The organism is Gordonia sp. DT218, from assembly GCF_049847105.1.
In the GTDB taxonomy this organism is placed as follows: domain Bacteria; phylum Actinomycetota; class Actinomycetes; order Mycobacteriales; family Mycobacteriaceae; genus Gordonia.
The window spans coordinates 1,379,695-1,402,509 of the sequence record NZ_JBNCNS010000001.1 but is presented as its reverse complement, the minus strand read 5'-3'; the positions used below and the strand labels follow the sequence as shown (position 1 = coordinate 1,402,509).

The 22,815-nt window shown below is 68.7% G+C and carries 14 protein-coding genes; 6 read left to right on the top strand and 8 right to left on the bottom strand.

All coding sequences use genetic code 11. The features are described from left to right. Positions 1-15: 15 nt before the first annotated feature. A complete protein-coding gene (locus ACPXCG_RS06555; protein ID WP_425790225.1) occupies positions 16-660 on the bottom strand; it encodes a GNAT family N-acetyltransferase in 645 nt (214 codons plus the stop codon). 76 nt (positions 661-736) lie between these two features. Here ACPXCG_RS06555 and ACPXCG_RS06550 point away from each other — a divergent pair, with 76 nt between their 5' ends. The 6 genes from ACPXCG_RS06550 to ACPXCG_RS06525 all read left to right on the top strand — a co-directional run bounded on the left by ACPXCG_RS06550 (position 737) and on the right by ACPXCG_RS06525 (position 16,910). Then, positions 737-1,516 (top strand): thioesterase II family protein, encoded by a 780-nt coding sequence (locus tag ACPXCG_RS06550; protein WP_425790223.1) that lies wholly within the window; start codon positions 737-739, stop codon positions 1,514-1,516. Then, positions 1,513-2,835, top strand: a complete 1,323-nt coding sequence (locus ACPXCG_RS06545; RefSeq protein WP_425790221.1) for a polyketide synthase — start codon at positions 1,513-1,515, stop codon at positions 2,833-2,835. Before ACPXCG_RS06550 ends, ACPXCG_RS06545 begins: the two co-directional genes overlap by 4 nt. Further along, positions 2,828-6,001, top strand: coding sequence for a nocobactin polyketide synthase NbtC (gene nbtC / locus ACPXCG_RS06540; RefSeq protein ID WP_425790219.1), 3,174 nt, complete (start codon positions 2,828-2,830; stop codon positions 5,999-6,001). Before ACPXCG_RS06545 ends, nbtC begins: the two co-directional genes overlap by 8 nt. Before the next feature lie 62 nt (positions 6,002-6,063). Beyond that, positions 6,064-6,978: a hypothetical protein gene (locus ACPXCG_RS06535; protein ID WP_425790217.1), complete on the top strand. Its 915-nt coding sequence runs from the start codon at positions 6,064-6,066 to the stop codon at positions 6,976-6,978. Positions 6,979-7,050: 72 nt separating this feature from the next. Next, the gene (locus tag ACPXCG_RS06530) at positions 7,051-12,369 is read left to right on the top strand and encodes an amino acid adenylation domain-containing protein (protein WP_425790215.1); all 5,319 of its coding nucleotides are present in this window, start codon (positions 7,051-7,053) and stop codon (positions 12,367-12,369) included. Next, positions 12,351-16,910 carry an amino acid adenylation domain-containing protein gene (locus tag ACPXCG_RS06525; protein ID WP_425790213.1) on the top strand — a complete coding sequence of 1,520 codons (4,560 nt, stop codon included), beginning with the start codon at positions 12,351-12,353 and terminating at the stop codon, positions 16,908-16,910. The genes ACPXCG_RS06530 and ACPXCG_RS06525 overlap by 19 nt, the downstream gene beginning before the upstream one ends. A 41-nt stretch (positions 16,911-16,951) precedes the next feature. Here ACPXCG_RS06525 and ACPXCG_RS06520 read toward each other — a convergent pair whose 3' ends face one another. From ACPXCG_RS06520 to ACPXCG_RS06490, 7 genes are all read right to left on the bottom strand, one after another. Next, positions 16,952-18,331 (bottom strand): SagB family peptide dehydrogenase, encoded by a 1,380-nt coding sequence (locus ACPXCG_RS06520; RefSeq protein ID WP_425790211.1) that lies wholly within the window; start codon positions 18,329-18,331, stop codon positions 16,952-16,954. A 7-nt stretch (positions 18,332-18,338) separates the two neighbouring features. Further along, positions 18,339-19,316 carry an ABC transporter substrate-binding protein gene (locus ACPXCG_RS06515; protein ID WP_425790209.1) on the bottom strand — a complete coding sequence of 326 codons (978 nt, stop codon included), beginning with the start codon at positions 19,314-19,316 and terminating at the stop codon, positions 18,339-18,341. A gap of 62 nt (positions 19,317-19,378) precedes the next feature. Further along, positions 19,379-20,164 carry an exodeoxyribonuclease III gene (locus ACPXCG_RS06510; RefSeq protein ID WP_425790207.1) on the bottom strand — a complete coding sequence of 262 codons (786 nt, stop codon included), beginning with the start codon at positions 20,162-20,164 and terminating at the stop codon, positions 19,379-19,381. A gap of 1 nt (position 20,165) precedes the next feature. Further along, positions 20,166-20,675, bottom strand: coding sequence for a barstar family protein (locus ACPXCG_RS06505; RefSeq protein ID WP_425790205.1), 510 nt, complete (start codon positions 20,673-20,675; stop codon positions 20,166-20,168). Next, complete coding sequence (locus ACPXCG_RS06500; RefSeq protein WP_425790203.1) at positions 20,672-21,157, bottom strand: ribonuclease domain-containing protein; 486 nt, start codon at positions 21,155-21,157, stop codon at positions 20,672-20,674. Before ACPXCG_RS06500 ends, ACPXCG_RS06505 begins: the two co-directional genes overlap by 4 nt. 20 nt (positions 21,158-21,177) lie before the next feature. After that, entirely contained in the window at positions 21,178-22,128 is a 951-nt protein-coding gene (locus tag ACPXCG_RS06495) for an N-acetylglutamate synthase, CG3035 family (RefSeq protein ID WP_425790201.1), read from the bottom strand. Positions 22,129-22,160: 32 nt separating this feature from the next. Then, positions 22,161-22,769, bottom strand: a complete 609-nt coding sequence (locus tag ACPXCG_RS06490) for a peptide deformylase (RefSeq protein WP_425790199.1) — start codon at positions 22,767-22,769, stop codon at positions 22,161-22,163. Between the last annotated feature and the right edge of the window lie 46 nt (positions 22,770-22,815).

The window sequence follows — 22,815 nt, the reverse complement described above, 5'->3', positions numbered from 1 at the left end:
GGCGGCGGGGCGAGATCAGATCTTCGGCACGTCGGCCGCGGTGCGCCCGAGCACGTGCAGCGCGATCCTTCGGTCCGGCCGCACATCGAACTCGCCGAGGTCGGTCCAGCCATGCTTGGTCAACGCGCGCCGCATCCGCTCGTTTCGCGCATCCGGTTCGAGAACGACTCGGCGGCAACGAATATCGGCGCGGAACAGGGCGCCCGCCAGCTCGGCCATCCACGCCGACATCACGCCGCGTCCGGTGAGCCCGGGTTCCGCGGTGGCGACGTGGAGGCCCATGTCATGCGGATCGGCCGGGTACAGGGTGGCGATCTCGTCGCGCGCCGGTCGGTAGAGTTCGATGTATCCGATCTCGGTGCCGTCGAGCGACACGATCAGCGGTCGCGAGTAATCGCCGGCCAGTCGATACGCGGAGTCGGCGCGCCAGCGCTCCGCCGACCATTCCTGTTCCCAGGTCTCGACGAGATGCGGACGGGCGAACCACGAGACGAGGAGTGCCGGGTCGCCGCCGTCGGGATCGACCGGCCGCAGTGTGAATCGACCTGTCGGATCCGGGACCACCGGAGGGCCCGCGGCGTCGACTTCCGCAGTGACATCGGTGATCTCACGCCCGATCGTGTACGGGGCACCGGATCGGGTGTCGGCGGTGTTCGTCATCGGTGCTCCATTCGACCTCGTGCAGACTTTCGAGCACAGGCTAGCCTACGCTCAGTACCCCAGTGGAAATGATGAGATGACAGTCAATCAGAACACCCGGTCCCGACCCGCCCTCGGCGCGCTGCGCCAGTTTCATCAACCGTTGCGCCCCGGATCGCCGCCGTTGCTCGTGTTCCCGCACGCGGGAAGTGGCGCATCGGCGTACCGACCGCTGTCCGAGCTGTTCAGCCGGGAGTTCACGGTGCTGATCATGCAGTACCCCGGTCGGCAGGACCGGATGCGTGAGCCGGCCGCGACCGCGCTGCACGATCTGGCGGCCGAGGCCTATGCCGAGTACTCGGATCGCGCCGACCTGCCCGACGTGCCGCTGACGGTGTTCGGCCACAGCATGGGTGCGCTGGTGGGCTTCGAGTTCGTCCGTTTCGCCGAAGGGGGCTCGACGCCGATCGGGCGACTGGTGGTGTCCGCGGCAACCGCACCGAGCCGGGTCGCCGACTTGCCTCCGCATCCGACCGATGACGAGGGTCTGATGGCACACCTCTCGGTGCTGGAGGGCACCGGCGACGGCGTGATGGGCAGCGACGCCGTGATGCGGATGGCCCTGCCGGTGCTGCGTGCCGACTACCAGGCGTTCGACGCGTATCGGGCGAGCGCGGAGGACCGGATCGCCGCGCCGATCGGTGTGATCGGTGGAGCCGACGATCCGGTGATCAAACCGCACGATCTGCACACGTGGTCGGCCCATGCTGATGACGTCGAGGTCAGCGTGTTCGACGGCGGACACTTCTATCTGCATGAGAACGGTCCGGGAATCCTCGACGTACTGACCGAGCCCGCGGTGAGCGGACGCCGATGATGTCGTCGCCGGAGCCCATCGTCATCGCCGGAATGGCGGTCGAGGCCCCCGGGGGGATCGAGACAACCGCGGACTATTTCGCCGCGCTCGCCGACGGTGTCGAGCTCATCGAACCGTTCCCCCGGGACCGGGACTGGCCGGTCGATCAAGTCCTGGCCCTCGGATCGATCGACGGGTGGGGCGACGTCGCCGATGCGGGTGGATTCCTCCGTGGCGCCGCCGAATTCGACCCGATGTTCTTCGGGATCAGCCCCCGCGAGTCGATCGCGATGGACCCGCAGCAGCGCGTGGCGATGCGGGTGGCCTGGCGTGCCGTCGAGAATGCCGGCATCAACCCGACCGCTCTCGAGGACGAGGAGGTCGGCGTGTACATGGGGGCCTCGATGGCCGAGTACGGCCCGCGAGCCGCCGCCGTCAACGAGTTCTCCGGGCACCGGATAGCGGGCACCGCGCTGGGGGCGGTTGCCGGCCGCATCTCGCACGCACTCGGCGTGGTGGGTCCGTCGATGACCGTGGACACCGCGTGCGCGTCGTCGCTCACCGCGCTGCACCTGGCCGCGAACGCCATCCGGAACGGTGAGTGTTCCTGGGCGATCGCCGGTGGGGTCTGCGTGATGGGCTCGCCCGCCGCCTTCTTCGAGTTCGCCAAGAACAACGGCCTCGCCGCCGACGGCCACTGCCGCTCGTACAGCGCCTCGGCCACCGGCACCCTCTGGGGCGAGGGTGCGGGAGCCGTCGTGGTCGAGACGGAGGGCCGTGCGCGCCGGCTGGGTCACCGGATCCTGGGAACGGTGCTGGCGACGCGGGTCAATCACAACGGGCGGGGTGCCCCGATCGTGGTGCCCAGTGCCGAGGCCCAGCAGCGACTCGTTGAACGCACGATCGCGGCCGCGGGTGTGTGCCCGGCCGACATCGATGTGGTGGAAGGGCATGGGACGGGTACGCCGCTCGGCGACCCGATGGAGTTGCAGGCCTTGCAGAACACCTATGGCGCGGCGCGGTCGGAGCAGGAACCTGTCCTGCTCGGTTCGGTGAAATCGAATGCCGGACATGCCCAGGCGGCTGCCGGGATGATGGGTCTGATCAAGGTGTTGCTCTGCGGTCGCCATGGGATGACCGTGCCGAGTCTGTTCGCCGACGATCCCACCGACAAGGTCGACTGGGACCGTGGTGGCCTGCGGTTGTCGGCCGAATGCGCGGAGTGGCCGGCGCGCGCGGGCAGGAGGCTGGCGGCCGTGTCCAGCTTCGGGGTGGCCGGCACCAACGCGCACGCCATCGTCGCGATGCCCGCGACCGACAGAGAGATCGATCATGTCTGACAACCGCACCCCGTCACCTGAGCCGGCTGGGCCTCGGCTCCCGGACGGCCGCGTTCCGGTTCTCGTCTCGTCGGACGTCGCGGATCTGGTCTCCGACGAGGCGGCCGCCCTGCTCGCCTTCGTGCGGGGCCACCCATCGGTCTCCGTCGGCGCCGTCGGCTCCCACCTGATGCGGACGCGGCCGGCGCGGCGTCACCGGGCGCTCGTCCTCGCCGACGACCGAGCCGGCCTCGTCGACGCGCTCGAGGCCTTGGTCGACGGTCGCGCCCACCCCGCGGTGGTCCGCGGTAGCGGACCGGCGACGGCGCGCCGGGTCGCCTACACCTTTCCCGGACAGGGCAGCCAGCGCCCAGGGATGGGACGGGACCCGTACGACCTGTCGGCCCCGTTCCGACAGGCCGTCGACGCGTGTCATGAGCAGTCGATGCGGCTGTTCGGATCGTCCCCCAGGGACTACGTTCTGGGCGTCATCGATCCCGGCGATCCGTCGGCAAGCGACGTCCGGGTCATTCAGCCGGCCTTGTTCATGCAGATGGTCGGGCTGACCGCGATGTGGGATGCGGCGGGCGCCACACCGTCTCTGACGGTCGGGCACAGTCAGGGAGAGATAGCCGCCGCGGTGCGGAGCGGCGTGATGACCTTGTCGGATGCCCTGACCATCGTGACCATTCGCGCTCGCCTGGTGCACGATGTCGCACCGCGCGGGCACACGATGGCGGTGGTCGGGATCGACATCGACGAATGTGAGGACATGCTCGCCCGGCACTCGGGGTGGGCGCAACTGTCGGTGGTCAACTCCGCGCACATCCTGTGCGTCTCGGGCAAGCGCGACACCGTCCTCGAGATGGTGGATTCGCTGAGTGCGCAAGGCAAGTTCGCGAAAGAGATCCGCGTCGGATATCCCGCCCACACCAGCATCGTGAGCGAGTATCAGCCGGCCTTCCTGGACGCCCTCGGTACGTACCTGGAGAACTCCGCGATGCTCCCCGGCGATCTGCCGTGCATCGGAGCGACCCTCGGCGCCGCGGTCGACGAGTCGATGGCGCTGGGGGACTACTGGTTCTGGAATCTGCGCAACCGTGTCCGATTCGACAAGGCCGTTGCCGGCGCCGTTGTCGAACACCGGGCCGACTTCTTCATCGAGATGTCCGAACATCCGACCCTGCTGCTGGCGATGGGTGAGACCCTGTCGGACGTCGACGACGGCGGTCTCGCGGCACGGCCGGTGATCGGGACCTCGCGACGCGATGCCGACGGTCTCGCGGAGTTCAGCCGGAATGTCGCGGCGCTCGCCGTCGCCGACACCGGATTCCGTTGGGATGCACTGGCGGCGGGGTCGCGGGGCGCAGTCCCGTGCCCGCCGCTCGAGGACTTCCCCAATACGGTCATGCGTCGCAGCCACCTCTGGGCGGATCGGGAGTCCGGGCTGGGGGATCCGATCAACGCACCGGAGTGGGCGGCGCGTCGTGCAGGTCGATCGGTACACCGGCTGGTCAGCGGCTGGTCTCCACTTTCCCGACGAAAGATGCTGTCACCCAGGAAGATCGCCGTCCTCGACCCGACGGGTCGAGGTCCCGGGCTGGCGGTCGCGATCAGGGCGGCGGCGCCCGGGCACGGAGCGGTGGTGACCGTGGTCGGCCCTGACGACGATCCGATACCGGCCGGCGACGTCGACACCGCGGTGCTGCTGATCGGAAGCGCCGGGAGTTCGCCGGACGCCGCGCCGGAGCTGCTGGCGGACGTGCTGGCCGACGCGCGGTGGCGGGCCGGACTCGAGACGTTGCCCGAACAATTCTGGTGGGTCACCGTGGGTGGTGAACAGGTCACCGAATCCGATCCCGCCCCCGACCACGTGCACGGATCGATCACGGCGGCGCTGCGGTGTGCAGCGGCGGAGCATCCCTCGACGCGGTTCCGCCACCTCGACCTGGAGTCGTCTGACGGTGCGGCGGCCGCCGACGAGGTCGTCGCCGCGCTCCACGTCGCCGGCGAACCGGAGGTGGCCATGAGAGGTGGCTCGGTCCATGTGAAGCGTTGGGCCGTTGCGGATTCCGAGGAGACGGTGTCCGACCCGAAGCTCGACCACGTGTTGATCACCGGTGGTACGGGAAAACTCGGCCTCGAGTTCTGCGAACACTACGCGACCGCCGGGGCAGGCCGGATCACGCTGGTGAGCCGAATGGGCGGATCTGCCGAGGCCGCACGGCGAATCGCGGCTCTGCGACGACGAGTCGACACGGTGATCGACGTCGTCTCCTGTGATGTCACCGACGAGGCAGATGTGGATCTTCTGGCCGCGACGCTCGCCGAGCCGGTGACGCTTCTGCTCCACGCTGCGCTCAATTACGTCGCGACGTCGATCGACGAGATCACCCGGACCGCCATCACGCACTCGATCGGCGCGAAGGTGACCGGGCTGCGGAACGTGGTCCGGGCACTTCCGGTCGCGGATGGAGTGTCGGTGGTGGTGTGCTCGTCGCTGGCGGCCTCGCTCGGCGGCCGCGATCAGGCCCTGTACGCCCTGGCGAACCGCATGCTCGGGATCGCGGCAGGGCATCTGCGCGCCGAGGGGGTCGCTGCCGGGTCGATCGAATGGGGGCTCTGGCGCGTGCAGGGCCCGCTCGACGAGGACGGGGTCGCCGCGGTGGAGGGTGCCGGCGTGGTGCCGATGGCGCCCGCCGCGGCGATGGCGGTCGGATTGGCCGACCCGACCGCCGACAGCATCGTGTTGTCGGCCGACTGGGCCGAACTGGGCGACCTGCTCAGTCTGTTCGGGTATCAGGCGGTGCTCGCCGATCTGCCCGATCTGTCCGCCGACGTCGTGGTTCCGGACACGACCGAGCGTCCGCCGGTCGAGGCGACCGTCGTCGATGAGCCGAGCGATTCGAAGCCCTCGCGAGGAGTGGATGCCGCCGAACCGGTGTCGCACGTGGCAGGCGGAGAATCGGTTGCCGATCTACTCCGAGCCGAACTCGCCGTCACGATGGGTCTGCGGGCCCAGGACGCCGACGTCGATCCGGACGTGCCTCTTGTCGCGCTCGGGCTCGATTCGCTGCAGGCTCTCGACTTCCGTAAACGTGTGAAGACCGCACTCGACCAGGACCTGCCTGTGGAGGCAATTCTCGGTGGTGCGTCGTTGCACGAGGTTGTCGATCTCATCGGATGAGTGCATCGCACCGTCTGTCAAGTAAGGTCAGGCTAATCAGCCTAATAAGGGGAAGTGGTCTCATGGCGACCGACTACGAATCAACGGGAACGCACACGCAGATGCCGACAGGTTATGACAACACCGATACCGGGCCCATCGGCCCGCAGGCATATTCGGCAGCTGACGGCGCCGATCTCGACGACACCGCAGGTGCCGCCGCCGACAGCGGCAATGGTGACGGCAGCGGCGGCAGCGGGGTCAACTGGCCGACCGTGATGATGGCCGGTGGCATCTCCGCGATCATCTCCGCCGTGGTCGTGACGATCGGCGTGGTGGGGCTGCTGGTATCGGACATCGGCCGCAACGGCGACGCGGCCGGTGGCGCCCAGCCGACAGTCGTCAACCTCGGCTCGGCGCAGAGTGCTGCTCCGCAGGCAGCGGCACCGCAGGGGTCCGCCGCGAATCCTCCGGCCGCGGTGCCGGGAGCCGCCCCGGGTGCGGCAGGGGCTCCCGCAGGCGAGGGCAGCAGCGCCGATCTCCCGGCCGGGGGAGGTGCGTCAGGAGGCGGGATGGTGCCGGGCACGGCACCGCAGGCCGTTCCGCAGGCGCCCGCTGCCCAGGCCCCGGCCCAGCAGCAGTCTGCACATCCGGCGAAGAGCCCGGCGCAGTTGCAGAACGATCTCGACACCCTGATCGGCACCGGCTCGACGGCTCGTAAGGCCCAAGGCCTCGAGGGGGGCTCCAAGGCGGTCCGCCAGGCGCAGCCCATCGTGGCGCTCCTGCAGCGGTTCCGTCCGTTGGGCATGACCTACCGCATCACCGGCCCCGTGTCGGTCACCGGCAACACCATGAAAGCGACTCTCGAACTCCGTTCTCCCGGTTGGCAACCCGCGCGTATGCCGCTCTACTGGGTATGGCAGGGCGGGCAATGGAAGCTGTCCAATCGCTCCATCTGTGACCTGGGCGCCTACGGCGGCATTCCCTGCTCCCTGTGACACGGTGGGCGCCTTGGCCGGAGTGCATGGCCGAGGCACCCTGGTTAGGGAAGCCTATGTAAACTAACGGGCATGGCTGACGACCTCTTGCAGCGAAAGAAAGAGTTGCTGCGACAGCGACTCGCGGCCGACGGACTCGTGCGCGACTCCCGTGGGGGGCCGGTCACTCTTCCGGCCCGGCCGGCGGGGGCGACCTCCCCGCTGGCGTCCGCGCAGCGGCGACTCTGGTTCGTGTCCCACCGCGATCCGTCCGACACCTCACTGAACGTCGGTGTCGCGTACCGCCTGGACGGTCCGCTGGATGCCGGGCGTCTGCGCGCAGCCTTCGACGGCGTGGTGGCCCGGCACGAAACTCTGCGCTCCACTTACGAACTGGGGCCAGACGGTGAACCCGTGGTGCGCCACCACGCGCCCGGTTCTGTGCCGTGGCAGGAGGTCGACCTCGCAGAACTGACCGGGCGGGCCCGCGACCGACGATTGCAGGTCCTCTCGCGGCGCGAGTTCGGTACGGCCTTCGACCTCACGTCGCAGTTCCCCATCAGGTTGCTGCTGGCCCGCCTCGCGGACGACGAACACATCGTGATGCTCACCGTGCATCACATCTGCTGGGACGACGAATCCTGGTCGGTCCTGTTCGACGAGGTGAACTCGGTCTACAACGCAGGCGCCGGGTCGACGCCACGACCGGCGCTCGCGCGACAGTATGCGGACCTGCCATCCACCGACCCTGAGCTGGTGTCCGACGATCTGCGCTATTGGCGCAACCAGCTGAACCCGCTGCCGGAGCCCCTCGCGCTCCCGGTCGGCGCACATCCGACCGGTGTGGAGCGGACGAGCGGGCGTGTGACCCGGGCGCTGCCTGCCGACCTGAGCCGCCGGGTGGATGATTTCGCCCGAGCATCGTCGGTGAGCCCGTTCACGGTGCACGCCGCCGTCACCGACGCGCTGGTCCACCGGATCACCGGGGCGGTCGATTTCACCGTCGCGGTGCCCGTGACCCATCGTCCCGGCGACGCCACGGACCTGATCGGGTACTTCGGCAACACCCTCCTGACCCGGACACGCCTCGCACCGACCGACTCGCTGGTCGTGCTGACGGCGGCCTCGGCGCAGCGTCTGATCACCGGCTTTGCGCACCAGAACGCGCCGGTGGATGCGGTGGTCGGGGCGATCAACCCGGAGCGCGGGGCTGCTGGCGACGGTCTGGCGCAACTCGTGTCGGTGAGCCTCAGTACCCGGCGCCAGGCGAGCGGCCTCGCCCTCGACGGCATCACCGCGAGTCACCTCGACGAGCTCGGCTCACCGAACGCCCAGCTGCCGCTCGAGTTCGCCGTCATCAGCGGTGACCAGGCGCAGATCGAGCTCCAATACGATGCGGCCCGGTTCACCGAGAACCTCGCCGCGGGGATCGCGGACGCGTACGTCCACCTGCTGGACCAGGCCCTTGCGGCACCGACCCGGCCGATTCGTGACCTCGAGATCCTCGACCCCGCCGCGTTCGCCCGCGTGTTGGAGGGATCGACCGGGCATCGCGCCGCGGTCGCGGACACCACGGTCGTGGAGCTGTTCGCCGCTGCGGTGCGGGCGCGTGCCGACCACGAGGCGCTGGTCTCCGATGACGTGGTGCTGACCTATCGGCAGCTCGATGAACGTTCGAATCGATTGGCGCACTGGATGCTCCGATCGGGTGTCGAGACCGAGGACCTGGTGGGTCTGCGTCTGGGCGGATCGGTGGGATTCGTGGTGGCCGCCCTGGCGGTGCTCAAGGCGGGTGCCGCGTATCTCCCGATCGACCCGGACTACCCGGACGATCGCACGCAGTTCCTCATCGACGACGCAGCTCCACGTCTTGTTCTCGACGCCGACGCCCTGGCCACCGCCGAGACGGAGGCCGCCGATTGCCCCGCCGACGTACCGGATGACCGGGTTCGGCGGACCCCGCTGCGGCCGGACAATCTCGCGTACGTCATCTACACCTCCGGGTCCACGGGTACCCCCAAGGGGGTTCCGGTGGCACACAAGGCGATCGCCGATCATCTGATCGGATTCGGAGCAGGCGAGGTGCTCTCACCGGATGACCGGCTGGTACAGACCTCGTCGGTGAGTTTCGATGCGTCGATGTTCGAGGTGTTCTGCACCCTCGCGGTCGGGGCAACCTTGGTGGTACCCAAACCACATGCAGTGCACGATATCTCGTACATGGCCGATCTGCTGGTGCGGCAGCGCGTGACCGTGATGCATATGGTGCCGACCCTGTTGTCGACTCTGCTGATGGTGCCCGAGGTGAAGCAGTGGACGATGTTGCGAACGGTCCCGGTCGGTGGTGAGGCCTTCTCCGGCGAGGTCGCCGACGCCTTCACCACCACATTCGACGCGGCACTGTCCAACAACTACGGGCCGACCGAGGCGGTGGTCGCCGCGACGCACTACCCGGTGGACGGGCCCCAAGGCAGCTCGATCGTGCCGATCGGCACCCCGAACACGAATGTCACGAGCTATCTGCTCGATGCCGGTCTGCGCCTCGTGCCCGACGGTGTGGTGGGCGAGATCTACCTGGGCGGGTCACAGCTCGCGCGTGGATACCTCGGACGGCCCGCGCTGACCTCGGCCCGATTCGTCGCCGATCCATTCGGCCGGGGCGGCCGGCTCTATCGCACCGGAGACCTCGCCCGTCGAAATGGCAACGGAGACCTGGAATTCGAAGGTCGTGCCGATGAGCAGGTGAAAGTCCGCGGATACCGGGTCGAACTCGGCGAGGTCGAGGCGGCGCTCGTGGACCATCCAGACGTCGCGCACGCGGTCGCGATGGTCGATGCCGCGGACTCCGGTGCGCGCCTGCTCGGCTACGTGATCGCGGAGCCGCACGCCGGCGCCGCGGTCGACCTCGAGGATGTGCTCCGCCACGCGCGCACGGTCGTGCCGGACTACCTGGTGCCCGCAGCTCTCGCGGTCATCGACGAGGTCCCGCTGACCGCGCACGGCAAGCTCGATCGTGATGCGCTGCCCGACATCTCCGCCGTCGCCCGGTCGGAGCGGGCGCCTCGCACACCGACCGAACAACGCGTGGCAGCGGTGTACGCCGAACTGTTCGGCCGGGATGACATCACCGCCGGTTCGTCGTTCTTCGACCTCGGCGGCCATTCGCTGCTGGCGGCGCGGTTGGTGACCACCCTGGTCACCGAATTCGGCATCGACGTGGATGTCCGTCTTCCGTTGGACAATCCGACGGTGGAGGGGCTGGCCGCAGCGGTGAACACCGCCGTCCGTGACGAGTTCGGCATCGACCTCGACGAGCTCGGCGAATTCGAGGATGCCGAGGTCGAATCGGCGCCGACGGATGTCGGCCGGCCCGCGAGTGCAACCGGACGGCCGCCGTGGGTGCACGTCGAGCGCCCCGATCCCATTCCGCTGTCGTTCTCGCAGTTGGCCATGTGGTTCCAGCACCGCTTCGAGGGACCGGGTGCCGCGGGGAACATCCCACTGGCGCTTCGTCTGGACGGGCCGGTCGACGTCGCTGCCCTCGCAGCGGCTGTCGAGGACGTAGTCGGCCGACACGAGTCGTTGCGGACGACCTTCGTGGAGCAGGACGGGCTGCCGACGGCGCGGGTGGGCGAGCGGCCGGAGATCGATCTGCCGGTCGTCGCGGTCGGCGACGCCGGTGAACGCGACGCGGCCCTCGCGGTCGCGCGTGAGCACGTGTTCGATCTCTCGGTAGGGCCCCTGCTGAAGCCGATGCTGTTGCGGGAGAACGAGACGACGCACGTCCTGTCGCTGGTGATCCACCACATGGTCATCGACCACTGGTCGACGGATGTGCTGATCTCGGATCTCGTCGACGCATACCGCGCACGCACCGCGGGCACGGAACCGGGCCTCCCGGCGCCGGCGCTGACCTACACCGACTACGCCTTGTGGCAGCACCAGGTGTTCCCGGTCGGGACCGATAGCGCGCAGGGGTCGGACGACGACCCGGCCGCTGGTTTCGGCCGCCGGCAGATCGAGCACTGGCGGACCGCTCTGGCCGGTCAGCCGGACGAGATCACCGTCACGCCCGACCGGCCACGTCCGCAGGCCCTCACCAAAGCCGGGGTACTGGCCGACCTCGCTGTGACACCGGAGGCCCGCAGGCGTCTGCGCCGGGTCGCCGACAGCAGCGGCGCGACGGAGTTCATGACCGTGGCCGCGGCGCTCACCGGACTGTTGAGCCGACTCGGCGGTGGCGACGACATCGCAGTGGGAACACCTGTCGCAGGCCGGATCGACACGGGCACCGACGATCTGGTCGGCCTCTACGCGAACATGGTGGTGCTGCGGACCAGCACTGGCGGTGCCCCGACCGTGAGGGAACTGATCGGGCGTAGCCGGGATGCGGTTCTGGGCGCCTTCGCGAATCAGGACGTACCGATCGAGCGGCTGGTCGAGGCGATCAATCCACGACGGACACGATCGCGTAATCCCCTGTTCCAGAGCATGATCCACTTCCGTGATCGGGATCAGAACGCCTGGGGCCGTCCGCTGGACGCCGACGGCCAGACCACCCTGACGTTGTTGCCGGTCGAGCAGGACACGTCGTTTCTCGACCTCAACGCGATCCTGACGGTCACCGAGGGCGGTGGACTCGAAGGACGCGTGGTCGGCAGCGCGGATCTCTACGACCAGGAGACGATCGAGGGGATCGCGGCGGCCTTCGCAGCGATGCTCGAATCCTTTGGGACCGGCCCGGACACCGCCCTGACGGCGATCCCGCTGCCCGCCCTTCCGGGGGTACTCACGGCCGAACGGCACGTCGACGACCCGGCCGCACTCGCCCGGCTGATCGTCGCCGAACGCCCGCGCCGGGTGCACGCGACGCCGCGGACGCTTGCTGCGTTGCAGCACACGGGGTCCACCGACCTCGGGTCGGTCCGCGAATGGGTCGTCACCGAGTCGGGTGCCGGATCGTCGCTCGCCGAATCCCTGGCGGCACTGTCACCGGGCTCGCGTCTCACCGATCCGTACGGTCATGTCGCCCCCGCCGTGGTGGCGATGGCGCAGACGGCCGGGGGTGGTGCGGAGACCCCGACCGAGGAACGACTGATCGGCATCCTCGCTGATCTGCTCGGTGTCGACGGTCTGGGTCGGGACGACAACTTCTTCGCCGTCGGCGGCGACAGCGTCATCTCGATCCAATGGTCCGCCCGCGCGGCGGCCGAGGGATTGCCGCTGGCACCCCAGCAGATCTTCGACCACTACACGATCGCCGAACTGGCGGCGGCGGTCGATGCCGCCGAGACCCACGAGACCCGAGGCGGCGGCGGAGCCGACGAAGCAGAGGCGGCGCCGATGAGCGCATCCGGTCTGAGTGACGACATGTTGCAATCGCTCGGGGCGGCATGGAAGTCCCAGCGGTGAGCGCCGCACCGGAGATCGAGGACGTTCTGGCACTCAGCCCGCTGCAGGAAGGGCTGTTCGTCCTGTCCGAGATGTCGGGCGACGGGATCGATCTGTACTCGATGCAATTCGTCGTGGAGATCACCGGCCCGCTGGATCGGCAGATCTTGCACCGCAGTGTCGATGTGATCATGGAGCGGCATCCCAACCTGCGGGTCTCGCTGTGGGACAAGGATCTCCCGAAACCGGTGCAGATCGTGCCGTCCCGCGTCGAGGTGCCGTGGGAGGAGCTCTCGGCCACCGCCGCGGATTTCGACGACATCGCGGCGGCCGAGCGCGCCGACCGTTTCGACCTTCGGCGCGGACCGTCGTTGCGGGTCAAGCTGATCGACCTGCCCGAGGGACGTTCGCGGCTGCTGGTGACCGCGCACCACATCCTCATGGACGGCTGGGCGATCGCGCTGTTCTTCCAGGAACTGCTGGCCATCTATGCGGCGGGTGGATCGGCGCAGGGCCTGCCGGCGGTTCGGCCCTATCGCAATTACATCGCCTGGCTGGCGGCGCAGGACGGGGCGGCCGCGCGTGCGGAATGGGCACGATATCTGGACGGTGTGGAGCCGCTGATGCTCGCCGCGCCGGGAGCCGCCGCAACAGAGCCGGTCCGCACCCGTCACGAGCTGTCCGCCCCGGCCACGGAACGCCTTGTCGCGTGGTCGCGCTCGGCCGGGCTCACGGTGAACACCGCGGTCCAGTTCGCCTGGGCCACCGTGCTGGGCCGCCTGACCGACCGTGACGACGTGGTGTTCGGGACCACCATCTCGGGGCGCCCGCAGGGGCTTGCGGGTGCCGACGAGATGATCGGACTCTTCATCAACACCGTGCCGTCCCGCGTCCGCCTCGCCGAAGCGGGGGGCGCCGATACCGTGACGGCCAAGTGCATTGCCCTGCAGCGTGAATCGAGTCGGATGCGCGACCAGGGCTACCTGGGCCTCTCCGAGATCCAGCGGTGCGCGGGGCTCTCGTCGCTCTTCGACACGTTGTTCGTGTTCGAGAACGCGCCGATAGGGGCGGCGACCGAGCCGATCAGCGCACCCGACGGTACGCGGTTCCTCCCGCTGGCGATGGAAAGTCTCGCGCACTACCCCCTCACCGTGGTCGCCTACCTGCTCGACGGTGAACTCGTGGTGATGACCGAGGCCATCGAGGACGCACTCGGCGGCATCGTCCCCGGTGACGTGGCGCAACGTGTGGTCCGGGTGCTCGAGCAGTTGCCGGATGCGGCCGACCGGCATCCCGACCGACTCGACGTCACGTTGCCCGGGGAACGTGCGCTGGCATCGTCGGCGGCCGCGGAGCGGAAGCTCAACGATGCCGTCGAACTCGCACCGACGGTGGTCGAGGCCTTTCTGTCGCAGTGTGATCGCACCCCCGAGGCGACCGCGCTCGTCGCCGGTGCCCGGTCGTACACCTACCGAGAGCTGGCAGACCATGCCACCCGCTTGGCCGGCGAGCTCACCGAAGACGGCATGGTCGCGGAATCGGCAGTGGCCGTAGCGATTCCGCGGTCGGCAGAGTCGGTTGTCGCCATCCTCGGGGTACTGATCGCGGGCGGCGCATATGTCCCGATCGATGTTTCCCTGCCGGATCAGCGGGTGGCCAACATCGTCGGTCAGGCGGGGATCGAGCTGGTGATCACCGATCTCGCACACCGCGACCGGTTCGCCCCGCTCGCCAAGCCGTTGGCCCTCGACGACCCCGAGACCGCAGGTCGCATCGAGGCGCGGCCCGTTCACATCGCACCGACGGGGCTCCGTCCGTCGAGCGCGGCATACATCATCTTCACCTCGGGCTCGACCGGTGAACCGAAGGGCGTCATCGGAACCCACCGCGCGCTGGTGAGTTACTGCCGCGATCATCGTGACCAGATGCTCGCGCCGGCCCGGGATCGGCTCGGCCGCCCGCTGCGCATCGCGCATGCGTGGACGTTCAGCTTCGACGCCTCCTGGCAGCCGCTGGCCGGTCTGCTCGACGGCCACGCGATACATCTCTTCGACGACGACGAGATGCGTGATGCCGGTCGCCTGGTGGCGGGTCTCTCGGAGCGGGAGATCGACATGATCGACACCACGCCCTCGATGTTCGGCCAGCTGGCCGCCGCCGGCTTGTTGGGGGAGTCCGGAGGCGGGCATGCACATCTCACCGTGCTGGCACTGGGCGGTGAGGCGATCGGGCCCGCGTTGTGGAAACAGCTGTCCGGGCTGCCGGATACGTCGGCGTACAACTGCTATGGACCGACGGAGACAACGGTTGAGGCGGTCGTAGCACGGATCGCGGATTCACCGTCGCCGATCATCGGCACCGCCACGGATCGAATGAGCGCACACGTTCTCGACTCCCGGCTGCGTCCGGTACCGACCGGTGTGCCCGGCGAACTCTACCTGTCCGGCGCCCAGGTCACCCGTGGTTACCAGGGCAAGGCCGCGCTGACGGCGACGAGCTTCGTCGCCGATCCCGACGGCATCGGCGAGCGAATGTACCGAACCGGAGATCTGGTACGCCGCAACGCCCGTGGGGAACTCATCTTCGTCGGCCGCAGCGACGACCAGGTCAAGATCCGCGGCTACCGGATCGAGACGGGCGAGATCGAAGCCGCGATGCGGCGACTGGCCGGGGTGTCGAACGCGGCCGTCGTCGTGGTCGACCGGGCAGCGGGTCCGGCGCTCGTCGGTTTCGCCGCCGGCACGGACCTCGAGGCCCGTGGGCTCCGCGGCGCGCTGGCCGAAGCGATTCCGGCCCACATGGTGCCCTCCCGGATTCTCTGTCTCCCAGTGCTGCCGATGAACAGCAACGGAAAACTCGACAGCAGGGTGCTGGCCGAGTCGGCCGCCGAATCTCTCCGAGCCCGAAGCGGAACCGCCGTGGCAGACCTGTCCGCCACGGCGACCGTCGTACGATCGGTGATCACCGACGTGCTCGGGTCCACACCCGGCGTCGACGAGGACTTCTTCGACCTGGGCCTGGACAGCATCGTGGCGATGGCCATGGTGAACGCCCTGCGCGATTGTGATCTCGTGGTGACGCCGCGAATGGTGTTGTCGCATCCGACCATCCAGGATCTCGGCGACGCCATCGACCGGGCTGGCGATGCCGTGATCGCCTCCGCATCCGGTTACGGCCCGGTGCCGGCGTTGCCGGTGGTCGAGTGGATGTACGAGTTCGGCAACTACCGCCGCTTCACCCAGACCGTGCTGTTCGCCTTGCCGCAGGGACTCTCGGACGCCGGACTCGTCGACATCCTCCGGTCGTTGATCGACGGTCACGACATGCTGCGGTCCCAGATCTCTGCGAACGGTCTGCTCACCCGCGAACCGGGAACGGTCGATGCGGCCGCGGTACTGATGACGCTGTCGGTCGATGAACCAGGAGACGGGATCACCGCGGCGGCCCGTCGGGCAAACGATGCGATCGATCCGGTCGCGGGACGGATGATCTCGGCGGTCCGGTTACGCTGCAACGCAACCGACGATCTGTTACTGCTCGCGATCCACCATCTCGCCGTGGATGCGGTGAGCTGGCAGGTGATCTTTGGTGAGCTCGCGACCGCCGGCCGCGCCATCGATGCGGGCGACACCCCGGTCCTGCAGACCGAGTACAGCGACTATCGACGGTGGTGTGAGTACGTGTCCGGCAGGAGCAGCCGCCAGGATGTGCTTGCCCAGCAGTCCTATTGGGTGAGCGAGGTGTCGGGACCCGATCCGGCGATCGGGTCCCGCAGGCCGGCGCCCGACACGGATACCTGGTCGTCGCTGCGTTCGGCGGTCACCCATACCGGGGTCGGGACCACTGCACAGGTCCTGCGGGCGATCGACAAGAGCATCGGTATGCGCGAATTCCTGCTGACCGCGCTGACGCTGACGCTCGCCACGTGGCGCCACCGGCGGGGTGAGGACGCGACCGGCGGGGCGTATATCGCACTCGAGGGACATGGTCGGGAAGATGCGCTGGCCGGGCCCGATGTCGACACCACGCGGACGCTGGGGTGGTTCACCACGGTGTTCCCCGTCCGGCTCGGGGCAGGTCGCGACCTCGACATCGACGCGGCGACATCCGATCCGCAGGCCGGCGCCGATCTGCTGGACGAAGTCGCCGCCCACGTCGGGCGGATCCCGTCGATGGGGCTCGATTTCGGTGTGCTGAAATACCTGTCCCGGGTGCCGGAACTGCTCGAAGCGCCGGAGCCGCAGGTGGAGTTCAACTACCTCGGCCGATTCGATCTCCACACGCCGGGCGCGCAGGGCGCCGCCGGATGGGAACCATGGTCGCCGATCACCGACCTGGAGATCAACGAGCATCTCCCGACCGATCCCGAACCCGACCTGCCCCTGCGTTACACGCTGGACGTCGTCGCGGTGGTCCGGGCCACCGACGCCGGTCCGCAGTTGGTGACCAACTGGCGCTACGGGGCGGATCTGCTCACTGCGGCGGAGGTCGACGTGCTGACCGGGCTGTGGGAGGACTCGGTGACTGCGCTGGCGACCGCGCTGGGCGGCCGGATGACCTGACCAGCAGCCCCGGGCCGGGCGCCACGCGAGAACCGGCAGGCTCAGCGCGGTGTGCCGACCACGAAACTCCCGACGTTGCACTCGGTGAGCTCGTCGGCCCCGGTGGCCTCGGCGAATGCCGCCGTGTCGCCGTATCCCTGTGCCACACCCCCCAAACCCATTGCGGTGGAGGTGAGGTAGAGCGTCTGCGTCAGTACTCCGACGTGTTTGAGGATCACCGCGTACGGCATCTGTTCGTAGGTCCACATGATCCGGCCCGGTCGGGCGGCGAGGACGAGCAGCACCTGCGGGAGCTGCCCGTCGGCCAGCGTGAGGGAGGCGGGTGCGACGAGCCTGCGGACGGCGGGACTGTCGTACGGCGCCACCGGGCGTAACACGTGGTCGAAGGAATCGTAGTGGTACATCCCGGCCGGGATGCCGTCGGCGATGCGCACCACCGCATACACCTCGAGTTCGTAGAGTGACCCACCCGAGGGAAACGGGCGCGACGGAAGTTCCTCGGGTACTGCGCGATTCGCGTTCGTGGTGCGTACGCTGCGGGTTCGGGCGCACCGGTGGAGGAGCTCGCCGAGTTGTGCGGCGGTCACTGGATGACGATCGTCGAAGTCGCGCACCGACTTCCGGTCCTCGACGACCGCAGTGAGTGGCTGGTCGTCCTGGCGCAATGCCGCGAGGTCGGGGGTGGGCAGGGAGACGGGCTCGCCGTCGTAGCGCTCGCGCCGCGCCGGCAGTGGCTCGAACTCGCCGTCCGCCCACCGGGTCGGCCCGAAGTGTGCCCAGCTGGTGCCGCGGTCGCCGACGGTGCTGCGCCGGTGGAACCACAGCTCGTGCGGACTCCAACTGCGCGTGGCGAAGTCGTGTGACTCGGTTCCCGGCCCGACCGCGTGACCCGACCATGCCAGGTCGGCGGCGAGCCGGTCGCGGATCTGTGCCGGCAGCGCGGAACCCAGCCCCACGAGCGTCGCGAGAGTTTCCGCGTCGTGGATGGCGACGTCGCACCATGATCGAGGGTGCTCGGCGACCACGTCGGTGCCGTTGCGCCGCACCACGGTGAACCGTGACAGCTCGAACGCGTCCGAGCATGGGACCGGGCGTGGCTGCGATGGCCGGCGAAAGGGGCGTAGCGAGTACAGGTCCCGCTGTCCAGCGGATACGATCAGCGACACCACACCGGCGCCGACCAGGCGGTTTAACAGGTCGACGGTGTCCTCGTCGGCGTCGTCGGCGATCCGTAGTGGTCCGCCGTTGAGCGTTCGCAACGTCGCGATCTGACCCGGTGACAATCCGTCGAGCCGCTGTTTGGCCGGTAGCAGGACGGCGACGCCGCCTCCTCCGAGCAGGCATCGCGCGCCGTCGGTGAGCGTATAGACGGTCTGTGGCGCAGTCGCCGGTGTAGTCGCCGGTGTTGTCGAGTTCGTCATCGGGTCGTCAGCCGGCAGCCTTTTCCATCGCCGGATGCATCTTGTCGAGCAGGTACGGGATGGACAGCGGCGTCGGCTCGTTCAGTCCGCCGATCTCGGCGACCGTCAGACGGCTCACGGCGCCGCTGCGCACCGATCGCAGATTGCGATAGCCGGGCAGCTTCTGCAGCGACGACATCAACTGATCGGTGTTGGCGGTGATGACCAACAGGTCGGAATTCAGGAGTGGCACGTTCTCGGTCGAGATGGGATATCGCGGCTGTCCGCTGCGTCGATAGCCGGCCACCAGCGCGGGGGCGATGCTCATGCCGAGTGAACTGAACAGGGAGGTTGCGCCGTCGTCGGGATCGCCGAGGACCTGGATCTGATCGTTCGAGTACATGTAGGCCATCGTGTACGTCTTGCCGTTGAGTCCGGGGAGCTCGTTCTTGGTCGCATCGACCTTCGAGTCGACGCCACTGGTGATCTCCTTGGCCTTGTCGGGCTGCCGCAACACGGTTCCCAAGAACGTGACCATGTCCTGCCAGGGGTCGATCTGCTTGCCGGTGATGCCGGGGATGGTCGGCGCGAGTTTGGAGATCTGGTTGTACATCTCGGGCTGGCCGTCGGCCATGTACGAGGTCGCCAGAATCAGATCCGGCTTCGCCTTGGCGACCTGTGCGACGACGTCGTCGGTGCTGATCGGCGTCGAATCCTTGAGCTTGTCGCTCGACCACGGCGCCGGCTTGCCGGTCAGGATCTGGATGTTGTCGAGGTATGCCACCGGTGTGACCCCGAACGAGAGTGCGACATCGATCCATTGCGCCCCGAGGGCGACGATGCGCTTGGGCACGCCGTTGATGGTGACCGAACCCTTGGACGTGTTGACCTGGATGGGTGCACCGCCCCCATCGGATTCGTCGGGCGCACTACAGGCGCTGACTGCCAGCATCGTCGTCACCAGCACGGTGATCATCACGAAGAAAACACGCAACGGACGAGTCATGGGAGCAGCTTAGCCTAAGCTCATTCTGGTGCTACGCCGCTGGCCTGTCGCGTCCGTCTGGTTCAGACCTCCAGGACGACCGGGGCATGATCGCTGGCACCCTTGCCCTTTCGGGCGCTGCGGTCGACAAAGGCGCCGCGGACCCGGTCGTCGAACGCGGGCGAGCAGAGCAGGTAGTCGATCCGCATGCCCTCGTCGCGCGGGAACCGGAGCTGGGTGTAATCCCAGAAGGTGTACGCATCGTCGTAGGGGTGCGCCGAGTCGTGGAATCCGGCGTCCCGGATCGCCTGCAGGGCGGCCCGTTCGGGTTCGGACACGTGGGTCCTGTCCTCGAACTGCGCGGGATCCCAGACGTCGGCATCGGTTGGGATGATGTTCCAGTCACCGGCCAGGACGATCTGCGCCGCGGGGTCGTGGGCCAGCCAGAGTGACCCGATGTCGCGGAGTCTGGCCAGCCAGTCGAGCTTGTACCGGTAGTGCGGGTCGTCGAGGGCACGGCCGTTGGGCACATAGAGGCTCCACACCCGTACGGCGCCGCACCGCGCGGAGATCGCGCGAGCCTCCCGCGCCGGCGCGGTGTGCTCGGTTCCGAAATTCGGCTGACCCTCGAAGCCGATCTCCACCTCGTCGAGCCCGATCCGGGAGGCGATGGCGACCCCGTTGAACCCGCCAGTGCCCGCATGAGTGACGTCGTAGCCGCCGGCCAGGAAGCTCATCAGCGGGAACTCGTCGTCGCGGCATTTCGTCTCCTGCATCGCGAGCACGTCGATGTCGTTGCGTTCCATCCAGCCGACGACGGCCTCCGAGCGCGCACGGATGGAGTTCACGTTCCAGGTGGCGATGCGCATGTCAGCTCTCTATCAGGGCGACCGGCGAGCCGGCGTCGTGCCAGCGTGTCTCGACCCGTCGACGGAGGGTGGGTGGACTCAGCAGTGCGACGGCGAAGGCGGCCGCCGGATCGGCGACGTCGCGGTAGTGATCGCGGTAGAACTCGAGAGATCCGGCGAACCAGCGCAGATCGTCGGGTTCGTGACTCAGCAGCCGCGGCGCGTTCTCGATCACGGTGAGGTAGGCGGACGGCGGGCGCACGTCCGGCGGCGTGTCGTCGAGGTCGCGCATGCACTCGTCGAAGGCGTCCTTGTTTCGGCCGAAGTGGTCGGGAAACGACCAGGCCCGGGCGAATTCGTCGAACAGGGCAGCGACTGTCGGCATCCGGTCGGCGTCGACGGACCGCACTGTGAGGTTGTGGGGGACCGTCGACAGCCGGGACCCGGTCAACACGCCGGCCACCGGACCGAAACGCCCGGCGGCGGAGATGAACTGTGCCAGCGGGATCGGGGAGTGCTCGGAGGTGGTCACAGGTCGGGCCCCCGGATCTTGACGAAGGTGCGGTAGTGGTCGGCGGTGTACCAGGCGCTGCCGTCGTTGCCGGTGACGATCCGCTCGGCGTCGCGGCTCTGCCCGGGTTCTTTGGGGTTGACGTCCCATTCGCGGTACGTGATGCGGCGGCCGCGGTCGTCGGTCGCCGGCAGGTTGCCCTCGGAATTCCGGAAGACGTCCCCGCCCCGGGTACCGGGCGCGTTGGCGGCCTCGGGCCAGGTGCCCGCGTCGATCAGAGCGAGGGTGTGCAGGACGTGTGCGGGTACGGCCCCCGGCGCACCGGACGTCGATTGCCCCGATGCGGTGGAGTTCTTCGTCGTCGACGAGTCGGCGGTCGCCGACCCGTGGTCGTCGCCTCCGCCGCTTAGTGCCCAGGTCAGCGCCGCCACGACGGCGATGGCGACCACGGTGGCCACCGACAGGATCGCCTGCCGCCGCTTGCTCGCGCTCGCCGCCACCACGCATTTACCCTACGAGAACATCAGATCTCGACGTACCGGTACGTGTGATGCAGGCCGAAACCGAGGGTGCGATACCAGTTCCCGGCGATCCGGTTGTCCTCCTCGACCTGCACGTAGGTGCGCTGCGCGCCGTGCTCGACTCCCCATGTGACGAGACCCGACAGCACTGCTCCGGCGAGCCCTTCGCGGCGCCGGGCCGACGAGGTCCACAGCGCGGTGAGACCGAGCCACCTGGTGCCGTCGGTCGACTCGGTGACCGTGGCGCGACCGATGGACACCGGATCGTCGTGGTCGCCGATCGATGCGAAGGCGACCGGTCCGCGCGATGCGGACACCACCGCCGCGGCGACCTCGACGTCGACCTCGACGCCGCGGTACGCGCGCAGCCACGGGGTCGTCGGGGCGTCGGTCTGCCGGACGGGCACCTTCGAGGTGGCCGTCGGGAGGCCGGCGACATCGCGGACCAGCATCTGCACCTCACCGCTCGCCGGCCGGCCGTCGATGTGCCCGGCGGGGATGAGTCGCTCGGGCAGCGCGATCATCGTCGGCAGACCGCGGGTCGAGTACCAGCCACGCATTGCAGCGATCGCGTCGGAGTCGGTGTCGGCACCGAACTCCAGCGGCACCGCCGAATTGGCGCGCCGGGTGAACCCGCCGCCCGCCCGCAACAGCCAGCCGGACACCATGGCCGATTCGGTGCCCGGCCAGGCGGCCGCGGCCGCCGCCTCGACGGCCCGTATCTCGGAATTGCGGACCGTCACCCGGGACAGGACCCGGACGGAGGTGATGGCCACCCGTGGAATGGATTCGGGTGTGCCGTCCCGGTCGATGACCAGTGGGTCCCCGTCCTCGCGCAGGATGCCGGTCACGTCCGACTGCGCGGCCGCCCGGTCGCCGCGCCAGTCCGCGGGGGTGGCGTCGCCGAGGCGATAGCGCACGACGATCCGGTCGCCGACGAAGGGTGCGCTCACCGGTGACAGCGCCCGGTCACGGCATCCATGCCTCAGTCCTCGTCGTCGTGCCCGAACGGGTCGTCGACGGCCCCGGGGAGCCACGACAACCCCGGCACACCCCAGCCTTGACGCTTGATTGCCTTCTTCGCGGCCCGGGCGTTGCGGCCGATCAGCACGTCGACATAGAGGAAACCGTCGAGATGGCCGACCTCGTGCTGCAGCATGCGGGCGAAGAATCCGGTGCCCTCGACGACGACCTCGTCACCGTTGCGATCGACTCCGGTCACGCGAGCCCAGTCGGCCCGCCCGGTGGGGAACTGCTCACCCGGCACGGACAGACAACCCTCGTCATCGTCGTCGGGATCGGGCATGGTCTCCGGGATCTCCGATGTCTCGAGCACGGGGTTGATCACCTCACCGCGCCGCCGCCGCGCCTCGTACCGTTCGCCGTCCGGGCAGTCGTAGACGAACATCCGTTTGCCGACCCCGACCTGATTGGCGGCCAGGCCGACACCGTTGGCGGCGTCCATGGTCGCGAACATGTCGTCGAGAAGCGTCACGAGCTCCGCCGCGGGACGACGCTGCGCATCGAGCTCGACGAGTTCGGTGGGGTCATGCAACACCGGCTCGCCGACGATGCAGATCGGGAGGATTGCCATGCCGGACAGATTACCGAGCGACCTCACACGGCTCGTCCGCGTGTCG